This is a genomic window from Serratia silvae (assembly GCF_023282985.1).
GTDB classification, from domain to species: Bacteria; Pseudomonadota; Gammaproteobacteria; order Enterobacterales; family Enterobacteriaceae; genus Chania; species Chania silvae.
In genome coordinates this window covers 257,940-278,918 of sequence record NZ_JAGQDC010000003.1, presented here as the reverse complement: position 1 = coordinate 278,918, position 20,979 = coordinate 257,940, and the positions used below count along the sequence as shown (strand labels likewise).

At 51.5% G+C, this 20,979-nt stretch carries 24 protein-coding genes, 1 tRNA gene and 1 pseudogene; 4 read left to right on the top strand and 22 right to left on the bottom strand.

Translation table 11 applies throughout. The features are described 5' to 3' along the window. Positions 1-55: 55 nt before the first annotated feature. The 6 genes from KAJ71_RS05625 to KAJ71_RS05600 form a co-directional block, all read right to left on the bottom strand. Positions 56-1,786: a ShlB/FhaC/HecB family hemolysin secretion/activation protein gene (locus KAJ71_RS05625; RefSeq protein WP_248944790.1), complete on the bottom strand. Its 1,731-nt coding sequence runs from the start codon at positions 1,784-1,786 to the stop codon at positions 56-58. A 238-nt stretch (positions 1,787-2,024) separates the two neighbouring features. Continuing rightward, complete coding sequence (locus KAJ71_RS05620) at positions 2,025-2,324, bottom strand: YagK/YfjJ domain-containing protein (RefSeq protein ID WP_248944972.1); 300 nt, start codon at positions 2,322-2,324, stop codon at positions 2,025-2,027. A 20-nt stretch (positions 2,325-2,344) separates the two neighbouring features. Then, a complete protein-coding gene (locus KAJ71_RS05615) occupies positions 2,345-2,977 on the bottom strand; it encodes a tape measure protein (protein ID WP_248944789.1) in 633 nt (210 codons plus the stop codon). An 11-nt stretch (positions 2,978-2,988) separates the two neighbouring features. Then, positions 2,989-3,318, bottom strand: coding sequence for a hypothetical protein (locus KAJ71_RS05610; RefSeq protein WP_248944787.1), 330 nt, complete (start codon positions 3,316-3,318; stop codon positions 2,989-2,991). Further along, a complete protein-coding gene (locus tag KAJ71_RS05605; protein ID WP_248944786.1) occupies positions 3,318-3,485 on the bottom strand; it encodes a hypothetical protein in 168 nt (55 codons plus the stop codon). The genes KAJ71_RS05610 and KAJ71_RS05605 overlap by 1 nt, the downstream gene beginning before the upstream one ends. Before the next feature lie 150 nt (positions 3,486-3,635). Next, complete coding sequence (locus KAJ71_RS05600) at positions 3,636-4,187, bottom strand: tetratricopeptide repeat protein (RefSeq protein WP_248944784.1); 552 nt, start codon at positions 4,185-4,187, stop codon at positions 3,636-3,638. Between the two features lie 222 nt (positions 4,188-4,409). On the opposite strand from KAJ71_RS05600, the gene KAJ71_RS05595 reads away from it, so the two are divergent. After that, a complete protein-coding gene (locus KAJ71_RS05595; protein ID WP_248944783.1) occupies positions 4,410-5,282 on the top strand; it encodes a phage antirepressor N-terminal domain-containing protein in 873 nt (290 codons plus the stop codon). Between the two features lie 63 nt (positions 5,283-5,345). Here the strand turns inward: KAJ71_RS05595 and KAJ71_RS05590 are convergent, their stop codons facing one another. From KAJ71_RS05590 to KAJ71_RS05530, 13 genes and pseudogenes are all read right to left on the bottom strand, one after another. Beyond that, a complete protein-coding gene (locus KAJ71_RS05590; protein ID WP_248944782.1) occupies positions 5,346-5,771 on the bottom strand; it encodes a hypothetical protein in 426 nt (141 codons plus the stop codon). 235 nt (positions 5,772-6,006) lie between these two features. Then, on the bottom strand, positions 6,007-6,171 hold the full coding sequence (locus tag KAJ71_RS05585; protein ID WP_248944780.1) for a YdcA family protein: 165 nt from the start codon (positions 6,169-6,171) through the stop codon (positions 6,007-6,009). A gap of 155 nt (positions 6,172-6,326) precedes the next feature. Then, positions 6,327-7,097, bottom strand: a complete 771-nt coding sequence (locus KAJ71_RS05580) for a helix-turn-helix domain-containing protein (protein WP_248944778.1) — start codon at positions 7,095-7,097, stop codon at positions 6,327-6,329. After that, positions 7,085-7,336, bottom strand: coding sequence for an RNA polymerase sigma factor (locus tag KAJ71_RS05575; RefSeq protein WP_248944776.1), 252 nt, complete (start codon positions 7,334-7,336; stop codon positions 7,085-7,087). Before KAJ71_RS05575 ends, KAJ71_RS05580 begins: the two co-directional genes overlap by 13 nt. 198 nt (positions 7,337-7,534) lie before the next feature. Further along, a pseudogene (locus KAJ71_RS05570) lies at positions 7,535-9,544 on the bottom strand (TOPRIM and DUF927 domain-containing protein); the annotation flags it as partial. Continuing rightward, positions 9,544-10,146: a BRO-N domain-containing protein gene (locus KAJ71_RS05565; protein ID WP_218519755.1), complete on the bottom strand. Its 603-nt coding sequence runs from the start codon at positions 10,144-10,146 to the stop codon at positions 9,544-9,546. The gene KAJ71_RS05565 and the pseudogene KAJ71_RS05570, both read right to left, overlap by 1 nt. 13 nt (positions 10,147-10,159) lie before the next feature. Continuing rightward, on the bottom strand, positions 10,160-10,582 hold the full coding sequence (locus KAJ71_RS05560) for a PM1773 family protein (RefSeq protein ID WP_248944775.1): 423 nt from the start codon (positions 10,580-10,582) through the stop codon (positions 10,160-10,162). Further along, positions 10,582-10,779 carry a helix-turn-helix transcriptional regulator gene (locus KAJ71_RS05555; RefSeq protein ID WP_248944774.1) on the bottom strand — a complete coding sequence of 66 codons (198 nt, stop codon included), beginning with the start codon at positions 10,777-10,779 and terminating at the stop codon, positions 10,582-10,584. Before KAJ71_RS05555 ends, KAJ71_RS05560 begins: the two co-directional genes overlap by 1 nt. 135 nt (positions 10,780-10,914) lie before the next feature. Further along, positions 10,915-11,880: a DUF6387 family protein gene (locus KAJ71_RS05550; protein WP_248944773.1), complete on the bottom strand. Its 966-nt coding sequence runs from the start codon at positions 11,878-11,880 to the stop codon at positions 10,915-10,917. A 145-nt stretch (positions 11,881-12,025) separates the two neighbouring features. Beyond that, positions 12,026-13,240, bottom strand: coding sequence for a tyrosine-type recombinase/integrase (locus tag KAJ71_RS05545; protein WP_248944771.1), 1,215 nt, complete (start codon positions 13,238-13,240; stop codon positions 12,026-12,028). Positions 13,241-13,405: 165 nt separating this feature from the next. Next, positions 13,406-13,482, bottom strand: a tRNA-Arg gene (locus KAJ71_RS05540). A 142-nt stretch (positions 13,483-13,624) separates the two neighbouring features. Further along, positions 13,625-13,930, bottom strand: a complete 306-nt coding sequence (locus KAJ71_RS05535) for a hypothetical protein (RefSeq protein ID WP_248944770.1) — start codon at positions 13,928-13,930, stop codon at positions 13,625-13,627. Then, entirely contained in the window at positions 13,927-14,142 is a 216-nt protein-coding gene (locus tag KAJ71_RS05530) for a hypothetical protein (RefSeq protein ID WP_248944768.1), read from the bottom strand. Before KAJ71_RS05530 ends, KAJ71_RS05535 begins: the two co-directional genes overlap by 4 nt. Positions 14,143-14,368: 226 nt before the next feature. Here KAJ71_RS05530 and folD point away from each other — a divergent pair, with 226 nt between their 5' ends. Beyond that, on the top strand, positions 14,369-15,235 hold the full coding sequence (gene folD, locus KAJ71_RS05525; protein ID WP_248944767.1) for a bifunctional methylenetetrahydrofolate dehydrogenase/methenyltetrahydrofolate cyclohydrolase FolD: 867 nt from the start codon (positions 14,369-14,371) through the stop codon (positions 15,233-15,235). Between the two features lie 11 nt (positions 15,236-15,246). Next, entirely contained in the window at positions 15,247-15,459 is a 213-nt protein-coding gene (gene ybcJ, locus KAJ71_RS05520) for a ribosome-associated protein YbcJ (RefSeq protein WP_021180059.1), read from the top strand. A 70-nt stretch (positions 15,460-15,529) separates the two neighbouring features. Here the strand turns inward: ybcJ and KAJ71_RS05515 are convergent, their stop codons facing one another. From KAJ71_RS05515 to KAJ71_RS05505, 3 genes are read right to left on the bottom strand one after another with little or no spacing between them, the layout of a single operon-like run. After that, positions 15,530-16,243, bottom strand: a complete 714-nt coding sequence (locus tag KAJ71_RS05515) for an MgtC/SapB family protein (protein WP_248944766.1) — start codon at positions 16,241-16,243, stop codon at positions 15,530-15,532. 8 nt (positions 16,244-16,251) lie between these two features. Further along, on the bottom strand, positions 16,252-17,487 hold the full coding sequence (locus tag KAJ71_RS05510) for an MFS transporter (RefSeq protein WP_248944765.1): 1,236 nt from the start codon (positions 17,485-17,487) through the stop codon (positions 16,252-16,254). 11 nt (positions 17,488-17,498) lie between these two features. Beyond that, the gene (locus KAJ71_RS05505; RefSeq protein ID WP_248944763.1) at positions 17,499-18,320 is read right to left on the bottom strand and encodes an MBL fold metallo-hydrolase; all 822 of its coding nucleotides are present in this window, start codon (positions 18,318-18,320) and stop codon (positions 17,499-17,501) included. Positions 18,321-18,687: 367 nt separating this feature from the next. On the opposite strand from KAJ71_RS05505, the gene KAJ71_RS05500 reads away from it, so the two are divergent. Further along, on the top strand, positions 18,688-20,865 hold the full coding sequence (locus KAJ71_RS05500) for an extracellular solute-binding protein (RefSeq protein ID WP_248944762.1): 2,178 nt from the start codon (positions 18,688-18,690) through the stop codon (positions 20,863-20,865). Positions 20,866-20,979: the final 114 nt, after the last annotated feature.

Genomic DNA, 20,979 nt, shown 5'->3' with positions numbered 1-20,979 from the left:
GAGGTTCTTCCTTGAGAAAAGTCAGTCCGTTTTGTCAGTATCAATAAAGAGGCCATCAGATTTCAAGATTGACGCTGAATCCGGCCGTGGCACCCGAGGTGTGGAAGCCTGATGGTTTATAGAGCGGTATGCCGGCAAAGACGTCGTAACTCAACCGGCCCCACAGCGCCCCGCGCACACCAACCGCGCTGCCCGCCAGCTGGTGACCGACCAGGTATCGCGTGCCCGGCCCGTCCACCCGGCCGTAGTCGGCCGCGAGGTAGAACTCGTGGCCGCTTGCGAACATGTTCCAAGCGATATCGTTACGCCAGAGCAGACCTTTTTCGCCGGACAGCACCTGTTCGCCGTCAAAGCCGCGAACAGTGTAACGCCCTGCAATGGCCATGCGCTCCTGGGGCGTCAGCGCGTTCGGACTCCACTGTCCGCGCAGGCTGGTGTATACCCGCCAAGGTTGCTCACCCACGGTAAAGGGCTGGTTGATGCCTAGGTCACCGAGCAACAACCCCGTGCGTGCGCTGCCTTCATGACGCGATTCTTCCGGAGCCGGCAGGGCATTGAACGCACCGGTTCCGCGCCGCCAGCTGATATTCGCGTCAAGGGTGGTGGTCCCGAGATAGCTACGCTGGTTGAACCCCAGCTCCCAGCCTGCGGTGCGACGCTTCTGCTGGTCGATATCGATGTCGTTTACGGCGTTAGTAGAATGCTTGCGGTAACCGCGCAGGTTCAGCGTCGTTTTATGCGACTGGTCGCGGTACAGCAGCCGGGAGACCGTCAGCTGAACGTTGTCGCTTTTACCGCTGTAGCGCAGCACTTCGTTGGCGTTGGGGATGTTCTGATGGTAGGTGTAGTCGTTGTAATTGGCTGCAAAACCCCAATAACCCACCGGGAAAAAGTAGTTCAGCGTGTGCGAGCGGTTGCCGAACGGCCCGTGCTGGAACACATCTTTACCCACGTTGGCATAAAAGAGGTCGTTCTGTGCAAAGGGTGCATCAAGAGCTAACGTCGCAGAGCCGAGATATCGCCCGGTACTTTTAGATCCACTGTCATCGAGACCCAGGCTGAGCCGCACTGGCCGGGCTTCCTTCCAGTTGACCAGCAGGTCGCTGGTGGCATCATGCTTGCCGGGGACAATTTTGATGTCGGCGGTAGCACTTGGCACCCGCCGGAAATTATCTAATCCCTGCTCAATGTCGCGTAAGTTCAAAATATCGCCCGAAGAGGCGGGGAGGACGTTCCACATTCGCCCCCGCCATGAAACGGGTTGGTCAAAGCGTATGTCCCCGACGCGCCCGGGCTGCAGGGTCAACGTCAGGACGCCTTTCGTCAGGTCCTGCTCCTGCGCCATGACGCGGGTGGTGACGTAGCCTTTAGCCAGTATGGCGTTTTGTACTTTATTGATGACAAGCACAATGCCCTGACCACCCAGGCAGCGCCCTTTGGCGTCAGCGGCCGAGCCGAGTGCCCACTGAAAGCGGTCGGCAGACTCGCCGACCAGGCTTATCTGATTAATGGTAAAACAGGGTTTTTCATGGGCAGGATAGTCAGGCAGCGTAACGTTGGGACGGGCAAGGCGCGTATCCGTCTGCGGTGCATTTTGGCTTTGCAGTGCACGCTCGCGTTCCTGCTGACGCAGTTGTTCCCGGGCGTCGAGTGTTGCAGCTCCTTGCTCAAGGGCGTCGGGCTGGCTGGCAGCAAATACCGGGGAAGACAGGGATAGCAGCGTTCCAGCGATAACAGGAACCAAGGTTTTTGGCTGACGCCAGAGTGTTATAAAAGTCCTTTTCATGAAAATCCGTTTCATAAAGTGTAAAGATGTGTAGGTTAATGTTAATTATTCACTCAACAGCTTATAAAGCAAGCGAAATTTGGTTTAAGACGCTTTGCATATTGCGCGAGGCTGGGTTAGGTGTCTCGGGCACCACAGTTTCTGATGTCACTATTCTCCCCCCATTTTCATAGCCTTTGAACATCAGCGGCAATACGCTGAAGGCTTAACCAGGAAAGCCCGGCCAGGGCTGTGACAGCTATCTGACACTTCCCCAAAATGAACGGTCTTCCTTGGTGTGTTCTTTGGCAAAGTCGCTCAAGTGTCTCCGTAATCCCAGGTACTGTTGCCCAAAACGGTCCACCCGAAGACTCTCCAGATAGTGTGAAACCAGCGTTCCGTACTCAGGAAAATGGAGTAGACCTAATGCACTTAGCCAGGCCTCACTGATGTAGCTCCCCAGGTTATGGTCTTCTTTCGAATAATCCCCTAAACCATTAAAGGTATCTTTGTTAACAAATATCGCTGCGTGATAGTGAGATTTACCGCGGCTCCCCACCTCACGTACCCAGACGTATCTCAAGTCCGTTGGACATACCTGGGATTTTTCCCGTTACCGGTGTAATCTGCCATCGCCTTAATCAAGCGAGGCGCGGCTGACACGACAGAGTTAAAATCCTGCCCGCCAAGATAACCACGGTTAAGCCCTTGGGTAAGCTGGGTGATCGCGGAGTCTGTTTCCGCCGCCGTAGCACCCGACAGGGAGAGCGATTGGTTGATAGCCTTGGTCACGGTCAACAGGTCACCCTGGCCGATGCCAAGGTTCTTTGTTGCGGTCGCCATGCGCGTAAACAGCGTGGTGGTAGTGGTGACGCTGGTTTGGGTGGCGTTGGAGACTTTGACAATCTGCTCCATTGAACCGGCCAGATCGCCATTACTCCCGATAACCCCAATCATTTTGTTGCTTGCCAGCGTCCAGGCGTCGGCATATTCGATAATCTTGCTGACGGAAAGGGCAGCGCCGAGAGCGGTAGCCACTTTCGACAGGCTGAGCATTGAGCGCTCGGAGGTATTCACGGATCGGGTCGTTCGGCTAAATCCGGCGTCCATTCTGTCCAGGCGCTCATTAACTTGTCGCTGGGCCGTCAGTAGCTGATCAACGTGCATTTCTACTACATAGACAATGTGGCCTACTCGATTTTCGCTTGCCATTCTCTACCCCATTAATTAAGTGTTGGCTTCTTGTTTTGTGCCAATTCAATGCGCGTTGCTGTATCGATAACGTTTTTCCCATGGTCGGTGAGTTGATATTCACGGCCATCCAGTGAGATGAGTGCCATAAGTGATTTATAAGCCTCTCGCTCAATGTCGATAGCGCCTTTCAAATTCTTCACCGCCGCTACCGCGTTATCGACCAACCCCGACGCAAGTAAATCTTTGTTCACACAGCCCGTAACGCCGTTATACGTCACCGTGTTGCTGCCAGTATTCCGCTCAAGGTCACGGATATACGTTTCTGCAATGGCTTGTGCCAGTCGCTGTAGTTGCTCCATTACATTGCTCCTTCAATTTGTTGTAGTGCCTTATCCATCAAGCCCCGCGCTATTTCGTGGATGGTCGGCGCAGTGCCGAACGCGGAGCGCTGCCGCTCTTGCAACTGACGGATGGATTCAATCTGTTTGTTGGTAAGTAATACCGGCTTAACGTGTGATTTGCTCATAGCTACCCCCTGATATTTATACAGGCATTATAGTTTTAATTTTTGCAATGATTAAGGTTTATATTGCACTTCATGAAACGATTAATTGATCGTGATGATCGTTTTTATTTGTTGTCGCCCATAAAAAAACCCGCCAAGCGGCGGGTCATGTTATTTATCTTTCCGAAGGTACTTATCGTTGATCTCTTCGGCCATTTTCGATGCCGCCTCCCTTTCACTTAACGTCATACGTGAAGTAAATTTTGCGTCATCATCTATGGCTATTTTGTATCCCTTGGATTGGGCAACCAAAAGATACGCATAGGCTTTCACGATATCTTTTTCTACACCGAAGCCAACCTGATAATTGATGGCTATCGGGTATAAAGCTTCTTCATTGCCGCTCATCAGTGCCCGTTCATACCAATAAGCTGCTTTGCTGTAGCTTTGTATCACGTCACCCCGACCAACAAAGTATTTCACTGCCAAGGAATATTGCGCTTCCGAGTTGCCATTTTCTGCGGCCTCGGTTAACCACTTTAGCGCTTCGGCAGGGTCTTTCTTTAGATCACTCCGGCCTACGCTGTAGGCTGTGGAAAGAGCAAGCTGCGATTTCACATCCCCCTTTTCCGCCCCCTCTAACAATTTAGCCGTGTTGCTGCTATCACACCCCGCCAAGGCAGAAAAGACCACCAGCGCGGCCAGCACTTTCGTTAATCTCATCGGTTTATCCTTTGCACACCCGGTATTCTTAATTTTTCATCAGAATGCTCAACTGATGATAAGTGTTTCAGCCGCGAAAAGTAGACCTCGATCTATTTTTTGCATATTACATTAGGAAAACTGTTCACTTAATAGCCAGTAAGGGTCAGTATTTCTCTTGTCTGGGCATATACCTGCAACAACTCAGGCTACACGGAGACACTCAAAACGGAGATATTGATCATGCCCCATTTAGCGTTCAGCGTTCCTTTTCACGGCTCGCCCATCTACATCGTCAAACACTACGGTAAGCCCTACATACCAATGAAACCTATCGTGGAAGGCATGGGGATGGATTGGCAAAGGCAACGCGCAAAACTAAAAGGACAGTTCAACACTCACATTAAGAAATTTACTATTCAGCCTTCCATCGATAGCCAACCAACTACGTTTATTTGCCTTGCCCTCGATAATTTTTCTGATTGGATGCAAACGGTCTGCCCTAACAAAGTTAATCCTCAAATCAGAGATAAGGTGATCCAGTACCAATGTGAATGCGACGATTTTCTACATGGGAGCTGGGCCAAAGGTGAATCAAGACAAATACCACATAGCGCCACTGAGGAACGCACACCACTACAGACAGCAGTAAATCGCATAACGGAAAAGTACGGGCTATCGTACCAGGCTATTTACAAAATTATTCACCGCAAATTAGGTACAAAACATCGCGATGAACTCACCGAACGCCAAAGCATTGAAGCTATTGATCACCTGCTGGCTAAAGTAATTGCTGGTGAATTCTTGGATAAGCAAGATGATTTGCCCGCATCAGTCCCCAAGCAGTTTACCGATGATGAGCTATGTGAGCTGTGTTGGCTATGGAGCTACACCCACCACATGGCGAACTACATGCTCGATGTAGAGCCAATATTAAAGGCGGCTGAACATCGGCTAACCGGTGCTTATTACTCAATGCCAAGAGAGTCCATAAGGGTGCGCAATGCGGCACGTCGGATGCTCCAGCGTGAAACCATGCACATTGAGTGCGACCAATGGCGTGATGATAATTGGCGGGTTCTCAACCGAATGAGAATTGATCCCCCCGCAAAATAAAAGGCTTAAGTTCGTAGGTGTCTATGCTTCAGAATGTGAAAGCCCGGCTCAGAACCGGGCGGATTACCTTCTCTCTACATTTTTGGCTAGCTGCTGGATGGCAGAGCGAAGGGCTATCCTCGACTCTTCTGATGAATAAGTGAACTTACTCCACTCATCAACACTTCCGCTATTGGTCATGGCTTTTTCGTATGCTTTGTAATCAATAAGGATTTGTGAGCGTAACTTTTTATCTGAAACGTGCAAAAGTTTACGTATTTCATTGGTTTTAATTTCATCGCCACAATAGTGGCCTTCATTTACACAATCCAATTGCTCAAGAAGTGACATCATGACCGGTTCGGCAACAGCGTTGAACTCCTTCCTTTTCTCCCCTCTTATAGCGAAGTGATAGCTTAGATAACCACTTACAGGAACTGCAATGATTGCTACAATCATTGCAATTGTCGCAACGATATCGCTATAACTCACAGAGGCTAACATATCCACTATGTTCACTTTTTCAGACCTGCTTTCAACTGCTGCGTTAGCTGTAGCATTAACTAACGCAGCGTGGTTACTAATGGCTTATGTAATATTAAAACGCATGAAATACCTCTAAGACAGCACCTCTTACAGCCAGCCTTAACCGGCTTCATCTGCCCAGGCGTCCCTTCCGTCCACTGAGCAAAAATGGCACTTCTGAGTCGCAGCAATCACGCAGCCTGAGAATTTATACAGCTAATCAGCTGCAAACCTTCTTTGACTTACTAACCGACCCATCATTGCAGACAAACTTTTCACCCGAACAGTGTGATACACCACCTTTTTTACCCGAGCATGGAGTGTTGGCCGCTGTTACTGTGAACGCAAACAGCGATAGGCATACAGCTAAAATTATTCTTTTCATGATCCGTTCCTTCGAATGCTACACATTAGTGTGTTTACTGTGTTCCATCGTCGTTTTTATAGCTATACCAAATTGTTCGCCATTTGATCAATGACACAAAAAAACCTGCTAGAACGCAGGCTTAAGTATGACAATGCAATAATTTAACAACGTGACTATTCGAATCCTGTAGCACCAATGAGGTTAAACAATATCGCCTCGTTGTCATCGTCAAATCGTTCTTGAACCAGTATCCACTTCAACACATCTACAGCCTCACGCTGGTGGAGCGGGCGGATCTGCGACAACCGGCCAGAAAGATAATCCTCACGGTCATAAATATAGGGTTCGCTATCTATCAGGGAATCGTTATACAGCTCTTTGTAAGCCGCCTTACGCATATCATAGAGCCAATCCCAATACTGCCACTCCCTCACCACGTCCGAGAGCGTGTGAGGCTCTGGAAGCGCATCCCTGAACCCCTCGGTTTTACGTTGGCGCTCTGCCTCTTCCTGTTCGTGTTCTTCCCAATCCATCGAGCGGGTTTCGCCTTCCGCCAAATCGCAGACATACAGATGCCCGTATTTATCCAGCATCATCGCCTCTGCCTGGGTGGGCTTCATGGCGGCCTCATAGCTACCGAATACCGCCCTGACCTTGGCCGCCTCGCTGCTCTGCTCCTTGGCCCGGTTGATAAAGTGCTGCGGATTATCCATAAACATGGTTGAGAAAGCCGCCGTCCAACCCGCTCCCGCGCTGACAAGGTGCTGCGTATAGCGTTCCTGCGCCTGCTTGGGGGTAATGGTCAGCCTTTTAAGCGCATCCTCTGCGGCGGCGACGTGTGCCAGCTCGTTCGTGCCGATCACCTCAAGCACCCACAGGTAAGCGTCTGTTTGCTTATGCCCGGTAATGACGCGCTGCGGTGGCAATGGCTTTACTGTCGCCACAGCGGTGCTGTATTGCGGTTCAGGGATGGTAAACAGGGCTTATGTACCTGGTTGTCTGCGAACAAACCAGAGCGCTTACAGGCGCTTTTAACCGTACTCAGGTTAAAGCCGGTGATGTCAGCAATACGGCGATAGCCCATGCCCGACTGTTTCAGGCGTAGCACTTCCGCCCGGTGCTCCTTGCTCATTCTGCCGGTACGTTTTGCGCCCCCGGTATGCGCGTTGGTTTGTGTGCTCATTCCCACTCACTCCGCTAGTTTTCTGGCTTGGGATTAGGGCCACCAGCCAGAAACACAATGATTTGTTGGTTCAAAACGGGCATTTGTTGGTTCAGTGTTGGTTCAAAATCAAAGACAATTACCTTTAAAAACAACCATCTTTACAAATTGAACCAACTGAACCAACTGAACCAACATGTTTTCTCTCACGTGGAGATTTTATTCTTCTGACTGTTCGCCGTCTGGCAGGTGGTGGATCACGTACACGTTAATCTGTCGCCCGTTGATACGCGGTGATTTCCGTTGAAAGCCTCTCCCACTGGCTGGCGGTGTCAGCATCCCAGCCTCTGCCAGCGCCTTGGCGAAGTGCTTCGAGTTGAACCCTCCTGCTATTTCATTCTCAAACGCTGCCGGGAACGTGTAGAACACCATCGCATCACACTCATGCTTCCCCTTGTCCCTGTATCCGGCCAAATCACGAATAGGCAGGCTCTGAGGGTCATAGGGCAGCGGGGCAAAGCGGCTCAGGCCGTAGGCATTCAGGAAGGCCTCCGTCTGCTCGATAATCTGTTGGTGCTCTTTGTTGCCGGTGCCGAACTCTTTGATCCAGGCGTTAAAGTTGTGCTGGATCGCGTCCCGGCATTCCTGAGCATCCCAACCGGTAACGACCCCCCCGAACAACAGCGCCGCCTCCAGTACAGCGAACCGCGCCGCTACCCGGTGAACCTGCTCGCCGTAGTCTGCCGGTATCAGTGAGCGCCAACGTTCTTCAGCGGTTCTGACGGCGGCAATGGCCTGTTGCTGGTGGTCGGCTAGGTGCTTAATCCAAAAGCGACCAGCGGCCCCATAGTTGTGTTGATAGGCATCTTTCAAGGCGTCGGCGTGAGCCTTGCCGTTGGCCGTTTCATGGTGTTGTTGTGACTTCTCCAGCGGGATATTCAGCAGGCGCACCAGTTGCCCGGCCTTCACCTTGCGGCCAGCGGTAGCGATGAAGGTTTCAATGTCCATTTCCCCGGTACTGAGCGCCACGGTACGCCAGCGCTTTAAATCACGGTTTCCGCCCTCTTTGGCCCCTTGCAGCTTACCCACGCCGTTAAACAGGGTGTAAGCCGATTTCGCCACGCTATCCGGATCAGCGCCTTGCCCCACCTCATCCAGCGGCATCAGTCCGTCATTGTGCGCGGCGGCCTCGTTGGCTATCCCTAACGCGGTACCGAACCACGTCAGGCGCAAGGCGTCAGGTTCACCGTATAGACTGCTGGCAATATTGGCGGTAGTGGTCTTACCGGCGCTGGATTGCTCATAGAAGTGAATGCCGAACCCGTCAGCACCGGCCAGCCCAATCAGTGGGGCAGCAAGTGCCGCACCGATACCGGCCATCATGGAGGGATTACCACGGGCCAAACGTGCCACCGAATCCCGCCACCCCTCCGGCGTTCCCTTGACGGTATACCCGGCAGCGGCGGCACTGCGACCATTGAACAGCACCGGCTTGTCAGGTGAACCAATGACCTCACCATCCGGCATGATGTATGCCCCGCACTGCCAACCTGTAGCCTGCGCCACGCGCCAAATCTCATGAGAGCCAGCACGTTGTAACCAGTCGGCCAGGGTAGCCCTGAGTGCGGTTTTCGTGGTCACATTCACCCCGCCCGCTTTCAGGGTGCGCCAGCCTTCACGCTCCCCGATGTCGGCCAGGGGAATGGCTGCGGTTGTTGGCAGGGTTTCGCCTACCGGTAGCCAACGGATAATCAGGTATTGGTCTTTATCGTCCCTGCCAGTGCCGATCACTTCCAACGGTGAACACAACCACGATTCATTGTTGATCACCTCGCCGCTCACCTGGTCTACCTTCGGCGTGATCCAGAAAATGCCATCCTTGCGGCTTTCAATACGCGGTTTTAGCGGGTCAGCCTCTTGGTGGTCTTTTTTACCGCCCTCAATGGCTTTCAGTTGGACGCCCACGCCTTCCCCCTTGTGCTGATACTGCGAATCGTCAAATGCTTGTGTAGCGGCTTCTAGGCCGCTCTGCTGGCGGTAGTCGTCCCAATCGGCTTTATGCTCGGTAGGTGGCACTGATACCCACCCGGCAACAGCGGTAGCGGCTTTCTCTGCGGCGATCCTGCCAGTATTGGCGCTGCCGTCTGCGTAGTGATCGTTATCCCCGGCAATGATGATTTGTGCCTCTGGATATTTCCGGCGCATCACCTGAGCAACGTGTAACAGGTTTAGTGAACCTCCAACAGATCAGGCTGATACTTGCGCCACAACTCCGCTTCTTCATACGCCAGAGCTTGCTTCTCTGCTTTGCATGACTGTAGGGCGTGGCCTCGCTTGCTAGCCTTCTTGGTGTATATGGTCTTGCGCTTGCTGTAGTCGTTCAGGAACGCGAACGGGACGCCATACGCGCCAGTCTTACGGATAGACGGGATAACTTCGCGGAATACCCAATTGCTGAAGCGGTGGGCGAATGTCCCGGCAGTGCTAGCCTTGCGGCTGCGGGCGATCAGTTTGTAGAAGCCAGACTCGGCAACCATATTCCAACTACGCGCACCACCTCGCTTGCCTGAATGACCCTCAGTTAAAGTTAGGGTCATCACCTCGTCGTTATCCAGAGATGAAACAGCGCTGGTGGGGTTACTGATTTCCAGCGATTGACACACATCAGAGGCAACGAACCACGGATCGCCGTACACATTAACAATGCGCACAGTTACGCCCTCAAATTTGATAACGGAAATATCACTCTCATCAGCGGTGAAAATAGCTTTCTGACTTGGGATAGGCTGAGGGGCGGCCTCAGAATTGAATCTGCTTTTTTCGAGTTTCATTTGTCAGGCTCCGTTAGGCGGCGTGGTTGATGTCCGGGTACAAGGTTAGGATGTTGGCTATGTCGCTCTGGGAAAGGCCGTGATAGCCACCAGCTGCGGCGTTATGGTTGACCAACTGGATCACGCGCAGGACGTCAGCACGGCTCACAAAGCGATAGCGGAAATGGCTACCGATGCCGTCCGGGTTCTTCTCGTCGATACGCTCCAGATGAATATCCAGGCGGCGTTCCAGCTCGCTGGCGTAGTTGCGGCCAGATGAGAGACGGCAATACTTGAGAATGTCGTTCTCAGTCCAGCCATTGACGCCAGTTTTCAACATGTACACACGGGCACGGTGCTTCTTCGGCGCTGGTTTGATGGTAGGTATGGCGCTATTATCAGAGGTGCCAACCTTCTGACTAGCCGCCTGCTGTACGGGGCGGTTTTTCATTTCCATTACGCAGCAACCCCGCGAGATTCAGCAATTCGTTGATTGATCCACTCGTTTACTTCACTTTCAACGAAAGCAATTGAGCGGGTGCCAATCTTCACGGATGACGGAAAGCGATTCTGGCTGATAAGGCGGTAAATCCAAGCCTTGCTGTAACCGGTACGGCGTTGTACTTCTGGTAAGCGGATGAGGTTTTGTGACATTACGATAACTCCTGAGCGTGAATAAGGTCTACAGGAGTAAATGTCTCACTCATACCTCTTCAAAGAGGCATAAAAACAAAAAAATAATTTCTTCAATAAAAACACCGCCCCTATCGTTCATGAAAAAAACATTGTTCAATCTTCGGCGAGTTTCATCACGTCTGAAAGTCTCATAGTTTTGAGATGGCTATTTTTTTTCACGTAATGTTTGAGTAATGGATAGGTATCTTCATTTAAAATTCTTTCTACGAAAGGGCGGATAGTATCTTTAACCTGTTGCCCCCCTATAACTTCGCACTCATCTTCATCATCTGGGAATAAAACTCTAGAGGCTAGTTCATTGCTGATTTTTTTACCATTGATACTTTCCCAAAGCATAAGATCTAGAAAAGGGAAAACTTTATACGTGGCAATTTTTTTTATTGTCGAAATTCCAATCCGAGTTCTACTAGCTTGTGGCTCATCAATATCCAATTCAAACCGCCACTCCTTAAGCAACTCCTTAAACTCGGCTAACAGTTCATCATCAGTGAAAGAGGCAAGATTGACTTTGATAACCACTTCATCTTCAAACTCTGAGCTCCTATCCTCAACAGCACTGACACATGAAAATATCCTCCCGTCATTGATTTCCAAAATTCGATCACCGTGAACTATATGCTTATGACGAAGATAAAAACGATAATAGCTGGCGAGATCTCCCATATTAAAAGGTGTTATGGACTCATCACCACTTAACTCTTCTGGGTAAGACCTCAAACCGTGGTTATTTGAAATCACTGGCATACCATTAATTCGGAACTCCTTGGGCTCTTGCGAGTTCTTGTCTCGGATGGCAACCTTTTCTGAGAATGTTGATAGTGCAAGATCAGAAATATCAGAGGATAAAATGGCCCCTTTCATTATTTCTTCTAGCATTCGAGTCTTTACAAGTGACCACTCTTCGTTTGATTCTTCATCATCAGATGTGTAATCGATAAGAAACATAACCCTAAACTCTAATTCTTGAAGAATTTGCTCAATGGTTAACGTTTGAAAAATAAAATAATTTTTAAGTGATAACCAACTTTTAATTTCTTTTGGAAGAACTTTTTTTGTCACAACGCCACCCCACGCCCTCTTAATTTAGGTGGCTATGCCAATCCGTAGAGGTGTACGGGATTTCGGGAGATTCCCTAGACATAGCCTGCTCTTTATTCGTCTACATAAGTCTACTGCGGACTACCTACACTGTCTATACATCCAGTCATGCCTGTTGTCCAAATGTGGCTTGCACAACATTACTGCCCCGCTCCAGGCTCTCCATATAGTCGGCATACCATTGAAGCATATCCCGGCGACCATCCAGGTATTGAGCATGGTTGTACGTTCCCCGGATACTGTTTTTATCGACGTGGGCCAGTTGGGTTTCAATCCAAGCGGTGTTATAGCCCTGTTCGTGCAGGATAGTGCTCATGGTGTGGCGGAAGCCGTGACCGGTTGCCCTACCGTGATAACCAATGCGCTTTATCACTTGGTTAATGCTGGCCTCGCTCATCGGTTTGGTGCTGTCATTCCGCCCAGGGAAAACCAGCTTAAAGCGCCCTGTCATTTCTTCGAGCTGGCGGAGCAGAATCAGAACCTGTTCAGACAATGGCACTAGGTGCGGACGGCGCATTTTCATTCTGCTCTTAGGGACTTCCCAAAGCCCTTTGTCCAGATCGAATTCCGCCCATTCCGCAGCACGAAGTTCAATGGTGCGAACACCTGTCAGCAGTAATAACCGAGTCGCAATTTTTGTTATTGGGCTGCCGGTGTACTCATTGAGGCATTGGAGAAACTCAGGGAACTCCGTCGCAACCAGGTGGGGATAATGTGTATGCTTCTGAATGGCGAGCGCCCCCGCTAATTCGCTGGCCGGGTTGTTCTCGGCCCTACCGGTGACAATCGCATAACGGAACGTCTGGCTACAGGCTTGGCGAATTTTGCGCATCTTATCGAGGACACCACGCTTCTCTAACTTACGCAGCGCTTCCAAAACCTCAAGGGGTTTGATATCGGCAACGGGTCGTTTACCGATATAGGGGAAAATGTCTTTTTCGAAGGACTCCATCAGATCTTCGGCATAGCCCTTTGACCAGTTCGGCACTTTGTAGGCGTGCCACTCTCTGGCCAGTGCTTCAAAGGTGTTTTCAACGCTCACCTTCTTAGCCTGTTTCTCTGACTTCTTCTCTTCACCAGGATCGCCACCAGCAGCCAACAGGCGTTTGGCTTCATCACGCTTGGCTCTGGCATCAGCCAGCGGCACGTCTGGATACACGCCTATAGCTAAAAGCTTTTCTTTTCCAGCCACGCGATACTTCAGACGCCAGTAACGGGCACCAGTCGGATTAACGAGCAAATACAAACCACCACCATCAGAAAGCTTGTAGGGCTTGTCCTTAGGCTTGGCGGTGTCTACTTGGCGGGCATTTAACTTCATTGGGGGTACCCCACTTCATTGAACCTGGACATACCACCAGATATACCCCCACATGCATGTAGATTTCAGTAGAACTAGGTAGACGTTGGGATACGGTGATATCAGCTGTATCAGGCATTATAGAGGGGTTTAGTAGATTTGAGTAGACGCTGGGAGAAGTAAAAATGGTACGCCCTACAGGGCTCGAACCTGTGACCTACGGCTTAGAAGGCCGTTGCTCTATCCAACTGAGCTAAGGGCGCATTGAAATGCGGATGCGGCAACCGAGGTTGCGGAGTTGGATTATACGGTCAGAGGTTATTGAGTCAATGCCTTTTGACTCTGTGGCGGCGGCAGAGGTGCTTTATGGCTATTTTTCGCACACAAAAGCCATGATAAGTCACCCTAACGCAATGATCTGGTTACGCTAATCCCCTGCCACAATGCCGCATCATCAACCCATTGCGGCCCGGCCGCAGGTACAAACAAGCGTTTAGTTCGCCCTTGCCCCGCTTTCTGCGGCAAACAGGCACGTGCCGATCGCACCACGGCGTTGATATCACCCCAATCGGCCTGCGGAACGCTCAGTACATTGCAGGTCCTCACCAGCGTTGCCCTGGGTAATTCATTTGCCGCCAGGGTATTCAACGATGCCCGGCAAAGTGGCGTTGCGGCCAGCAATGCCACCAGCAGAAAAGCGCTATGCCTCATCCCTGACCCCCTCGGAACCACTGCGCCATACGCTGGCTCCATGAAGAACGGGCGATCTTCGGCTTACAAAGCCGATGCAGCGCCTGTAGCAATGCCACCTGCGCCGGATGCAGAGAGGAATCAAACACCGTTTCACCAATATGTCGCTGTTCATCCGGCGGATTTCCATCAGGATGATGCAATGGATAGAGCCGAGTAATCGTCTTCATCATCCTGCCTCCATAGGCCCCCAAACGCCAGGGGCAATGGGTAAAGCCTAAAAGACTGGAGGTAAAAAAAGCGTAGAGGATCATTCCGTTGGTGTAAAAAAAGTATAAATCGGTACGCAATCGTGTGCTTATTCTCTGCATTATCCCGATCCAAAGCCTGACAGCGCGCCTCTCTTCTGCCAAAATAGCGCCATCTCCCGCTTTTCTTAAATGATGGATTTCCTCACTGATGGCAGCAAAGATTATTGATGGCAAAACGATTGCGCAGCAGGTTAGAAACGAAGTGGCTGAGCAAGTGAAACAACGTCTGGCGGCAGGCAAGCGTGCGCCGGGCCTGGCGGTGGTGCTGGTTGGTGAGAATCCGGCTTCGCAGATTTATGTCGCCAGCAAGCGCAAGGCCTGTGAGGAAGTGGGCTTTATCTCCCGCTCTTACGATCTGCCTGCCTTCACTACCGAACCTGAACTGCTAGCCTTGATTGACAAATTAAACGCCGATAAAGAAATTGACGGCATTCTGGTGCAACTCCCTTTGCCTGCGGGCATTGATAACGTGAAGGTGCTGGAGCGCATCAGTCCGGATAAAGACGTGGACGGTTTCCACCCTTACAACGTCGGCCGCCTGTGCCAGCGTGCGCCCAAACTGCGCCCTTGCACCCCACGCGGCATCGTCACCCTGCTGGAACGCTATAACATCGATACCTACGGCCTGAACGCCGTGGTGGTGGGCGCTTCCAACATCGTTGGCCGCCCGATGAGTATGGAGCTGCTGCTGGCTGGCTGTACTACCACCGTCACACACCGCTTTACCAAGAACCTGCGTCACCACGTCGAAAATGCCGATCTGTTGATCGTCGCGGTGGGCAAGCCGGGCTTTATTCCCGGTGATTGGATCAAACCGGGTGCGATTGTGATCGATGTCGGCATCAATCGTTTGGAAAGTGGTAAAGTAGTCGGTGACGTAGACTTCGAAGCCGCAAGCCAACACGCGGCCTACATTACTCCGGTTCCAGGTGGCGTCGGCCCCATGACCGTTGCTACACTGATCCAAAATACCTTGCAAGCCTGCGAGGAATTTCACGACGTTCAACCTAACTAAGTTAAGGCAGTATGGAAATTTTCAATCTGGAAGGTCACCCTCATGTCGAACTGTGCGATCTGCTGAAGTTCCAGGGCTGGTGTGACAGCGGCGGTGCCGCCAAAGAAGTGATCGCCGAAGGGCAGGTCAAGGTAAACGGTCAGGTCGAAACGCGTAAGCGCTGCAAGATCGTTGATGGCCAGAAGGTCAGCTACAAAGGCATGAACGTCACGGTTAAAGCCTGATTGTTCAACCGCCAGGAAAAAAATGCCGGGTCGGCTAAGCTACCCGGCATTTTTGATCCACCAAAACCCGTTAATGCTCCAATGCAACGAAGCACACGTGTTGCATCGCGCGCAACGTGCCATACAGTTCGTCCAGGGTCGTCCTTTTCCTTACCGTTAGCTTAAAGTTAACTTCGATCTTGTGTTTCTTGACGTCACGTATTGTCATCGCATCGATCAGGTTTCTCTGCTGGTTAAGCTGGGCCATCAAACTGGCTAACCCTGCCTGCTCATCGAGTATCAGCCGTACTTTGACCTTCCCCAGATATTGATTCCTCGATTGCAGCAGGAAAATATAGGGGCTGATTTTTATCGCCAGTAAAAATAGCGCGGTAGCCAATAGGGCGTGCAAATAAAAACTGGCTCCGCAGGCAATCCCCACGCCCGCCGATGCCCAAACGATCGCGGCGGTCGTCAGACCGGAGATGGCGTCATCACGGCGGTGCAAGATCACCCCTGCGCCCAGGAAGCCCACCCCACTGATAATCTGTGCGGCCAACCGCATAGGATCGCTGCGAATATTGACGGATATCTCGGCGTAATACTCCGCAGACTGAATCGATACCACCGTTAATACACAGCTGGCGACGGCAATAATCACGCAGGTTTTAAACCCAACGGGCTTGCCCTTGGATTCACGTTCCAAGCCAATCACGCCCCCCAGAACAAACGCCGCGACTATCTTGCCTACCGTCGCCAGATGGAGCGGCCCCAACCCGCCCAGCACCGATAACCAGCTGTCCATGTTGCTTCCTATTGCTGCGCGGGTTTCATTGCCGCCGGTGTTTTCTGTTTAGAAAGATCGTCCTTGAAGAAAATAAAGAAGAAGACCGAGACAACGGCGGCGATAATCGCCGAGAACAGCCAGAAGCTTTCCCACTGCGGTAACGCCTGCGGCCCCTGCTCTGTCACGGTGTTGTTGAAGATCTGGCCGCAAATGGTGGAAGCGAACAGCAAGCCAAAACCATTGGAGACGATAAAGCGCAGACTCTGTGCCTGGGCTTTGATTTCGGGCCGTGCTTTACGGTCAACATAGATATCCCCCACCGTAAAGAAGAAGTCCCAGCAGAAGCCTTGCAGCATCAGGCCAATCAGGACAAACGTCATGTTGGCGTCAAGAGCAGCCTGAGAGAACAGCACCGAGCGGATGATCCAGCACACTGCGCCCATCATCAACGTCACCTTGAAGCCAGCTTTCAGTAAGAAGAACGAAAGCAGGAACATAAACACCACTTCACAGGCGATCCCTACCTGCATCATGGAGGCGGCATTATCAAACCCGAGCGCTTTCAGGAACACAGGTATATAGGCGGAATAGGCGGTTTTGGGGATCATCAACACAAAGATGCTCAGCATCAGAATGGAGAAGTTACGATCTTTAAATAACGACAGCGCATCCAGGCACAGCAGATCGCGCAGGGTGAAGGTGCTGCCCTTGGCCTTCGGCGGTGTATCCGGCAAGGTAAAGCAGTACAGCCCCAATGCCACCCCAGCGGCCGAAGCAATGTACCAGGTCATGGTATCGCCGGAATATCCCATCTGCCCGATGATGAAACCTATCGCCATAAAGCCGAAGGTGCCAAACACGCGGATCACCGGGAAGTACTTCACGCCGTTAATATGGCTAAAGCTGATGCTGTTGGCCAGCGCGGTGGTTGGATAGAACAGCAACCCGACCAGGAAGATCATCACCAACGTCATGGTGGTGTCCTGCGCCTCGATAAACTGCGGTACACACAGGATCACCCCGGCGTTGATCAGGTGCAGGATCGCCATGACTTTCTGCGAAGCAAAGAAGCGGTCTGCAACCATGCCGATAAACAGCGGCGAGAGTATCGTTGCCAATCCCAGCAACGCATATGATGAACCGATAATGGCGGCCATGCCGTAGGTGCTCAGCACCAGGCCCATCGTCATATTCCAGGCACCCTGCATGAAATACTGCACAAACATCATGATCAGCAGGCGAGGAGTCTTGTTAAAGTCCATGAGATCTCCCCCTATGCCACGTTAATGGTCAGGCCGTCATACGCAACGGTGATGTTTTTATCGCGGCAGGCCGCCACCAGTTCCTCATGCAGCAACTTGCCACTGTGAGAAATATGCGACACCACGATCTGGCTGCCGGAATGCAGGCACTCCATCGCACGCAGCTTCTCTTGGGCGGCAAACACGGTTTCCAGGCTCATATGGTTGTCGGTGCGATCGTCGCCGTTGAAACCGTAAGTGCATTCCAGCACCACCAAATCCAGCGCTTTGCCCTGTAGCCACTGCCAGGTGAGTTCTGGGAACCAGCCAGAATCATGGCCATAAAAAATCGTCTGGCCGTCTTTTTCGATCACATACACGTAGCACAGCTCCCACTTGGCGTGGTTGGCCAGCAGCGGAGTGATCTTGTAGCCATGGCTTTCTACGGTGACAAAAGGCACCAGGCAGTGGAAACCAAAACGCTGTTTGCTGTAACCCGGTAGTACCGCAGCACAGCCGTTGATCGCCCGGTCGTTACCAAAAATCTCCAATGGATGGTCGATATCGAAGCCGTAGCCCTCCATGCGGCTAAACAGCTCACCGACGTTGAAATGGTCTGGATGGGTGTGGGTAAACAGCAGGTCGGTGAAGCCACTTGCGTCCAGCCCATCACGCAACAACTGTTGGCTGAACTCCGGGGCGACATCGATCAACATCACATCATCAATAATCGCCGAAGAGTGGGTACGCAGATCTTTCCCCTTGAGAGAACGGGCCTGTTGGCAATGTTCACAGCGGCAAAACGGATTGGGGATCCCTTCAGAGGCAGCCGATCCCAGGAAATGTATTTTCATTTTTTATCCTTTTTATTCAGTACATTACTGACCTATCGTTCCTATCGCCTTCGTTAAGGTGAACCACGAAGGTGATTTTGGAACGTGTCAATATTAATCCTGAGACCAAAAAACGGTTAACACTGCAATGCATATTGGTGATCGGCTTCAAAAACTTAATTTAATATTTATTAAAATCAATTAACTAAAAATAATAACTGGTCATTATTACGTTATTCATCAATTTTGTGATATCGGTTTAATTAAGTACGAATAACAGTCATTTAATTATGGAACGATCCAACTTTTATGCTTGGATAGAAATCGAGATAGCGAAGCGACCATGCCGGTGTTAGCATCAAAACAGGCGGCTCAAAGCGGTGGGAAAATGGCAACTATCAAGGATATAGCGAAGCTGGCGGGGGTATCACACGGCACCGCTTCCAACGTGCTCAACGGGCGCGGCAATGTCAGCGTTGAAAAGATCGAAGCGGTCAAACAGGCTGCCCAGCAAATGGGTTATCAGATCAATGCCCAGGCGCAGTCGCTACGCGCCAGCAAAAGCAGTGGCGTTGCACTGATCCTGCCCGATATCAACAGCGAGCAGTATCACCAGCTCTACCGCGGGCTTCAGCAATCGTTACGATCTGCTTTCCCAGGCGATCTGGATCTGTACGTTACCAACGATCTGCCCTCAGCTGAAAGGGATATCTTGCAGACGCTGGCCGCAAAATCCTACCAAACCATCGTTACGGTCTCCTGCCTTGCCGACAGCGAAAGCTATTATCAGGCGCTGCGGCTGCCAGCGGAGCAGATCCTGTTTGTCTACCGTCATCCAGCGCAGGCTAAGGCCACATTCAACCTGAACTTTTGCCAGGCGGGCCAAGACATTGCTAGCGAAATCGCCCGCGAACAACCCACGCACGTTGGCGTGCTTTGTGAGCCACTCGCTTATACCAACGGCCAGTGTTTTGTCGATGCATTGAAAGATACGTTGGCGCAGTTAAGCCCATCGACCCAGTTAACGATCGTTCCGTCACCGGCCAGTGAATGTCACACCGCCGCTTTTGCTTTTTTTGCCGGCCAGCCGCCACAAATACTGATTGCTCAAGACAGTGAAAAAGCCCGTTGCCTGACGCAGGCGGCCTATCTGGGTAGCGCTGCCCCCTGCCCGCCGATCTGGCAGCTCAGCGATAACGAACCTGCCGTGGTAGCCAATCAGTACCACTACCAGATGGATTACGCCCGGCTGGGCCTGGAAATCGCCCGGTATATCTGCGGATTGGTAACACTAGCCGATGAGCAGATACTGGATAGCCGTGGTTTTGCTCTCGACGTTCAACCCATGCCCGCCGTTTCTGAGCAGGGTGAAACGCTGAACATGCTGATCCTGCCTAGCCCATCCACCGATGCGTTAAAGAAGCTGTTGCCGCATTTCTATCGCCAGACCGGCATCAAGGTTAATCTCGCGGTTTATCCTTATGATGAAGTGTTTGAGATCCTCTCGAATCTGCATCTGCATCCTTATTACGATTTACTGCGTATCGATATGGCCTGCCTCCCCTGGTTTGCGGCAAAGGCCCTCACGCCGTTGGCAGAGATCGCGCCAGAGCTACCAGAACTGCTGGAAAACTTCTCGGCTGAAATTGGCCATCATTTCAGCCTGATCGATGGCAAAGCCTATGCGTTACCGTTTGATGCTAGCACCCAGTTGCTGTTCTATCGCCGCGATCTGTTCGAAGACCCCACGGTCAAACGCATGTTCTATGAGAAATCGGGCAAAGAGCTGAAGATCCCGACCAGTTTCGACGAGTTTGATGACATTACGGCCTTTTTCACGGCGACTCATCAACCCGGTAACCCGCAGCGTCCGATAGGTTCATCAACGACTCTCGGTAGTTCCGGGTTAATTGCTACCGAGTATCTGCTGCGCTATTACGCGTTAGGTGGGCGGCTAGTGCACCAAGACAAACCGGTGCAACTGGAGGCAGAATTCGCCATCGAGGCGTTGCGGCAATATCAGCAACAGCTTACCGTCACCACCAATCTGAACAGTGAATGGTGGAACGCTGCGGTGGCCCAGTTTGAGCAAGGTCAGCTGGCAATGTTGATCATGTATATGAATCTGTTCAACGACGTTGCCCACAGCCCTCTATCACCGGCAATTGGTTACGCGCCGGTTCCGGGCAACATCCCACAGATGGGCGGTGGTTCGTTAGGCATGTCTCGTTTCAGTGATAAGAAGGTGCAGGTAGCGCAGTTCTTCCGTTGGCTGTATTCGGCTGAAATTACCGAGCATCTGGTGCTTTTGGGCGGTAACAGCGCCCACCGCAGCATCTATCAGAACCAGCGCATTCTGCATCTTTATCCGTGGTTCAATTTGCTACGGGATGACCCTAGTACCGGCATCCGTGAATCCAGGGGTTTACAGGGCGAGCTGTTCAACCTGCGCCATGCGGAGATCATTATCGGCCAGGGCGTCACCAACGTCGTGAACAAGATAATGGATCCGCAGCAAGCCATTGATTACATCAACCAGCGGCTGCTCAGCGAAGCCCATGCTTAGGGCATAAAAAAACCGGGAAGCCCCGGATTTTCTACGAATATTTATACCCTATGGATTTCAAGTTGCAGCTAGGCGACAAGCTTACTCATCCCCAGGAGCTTACTTTTGGGTAAG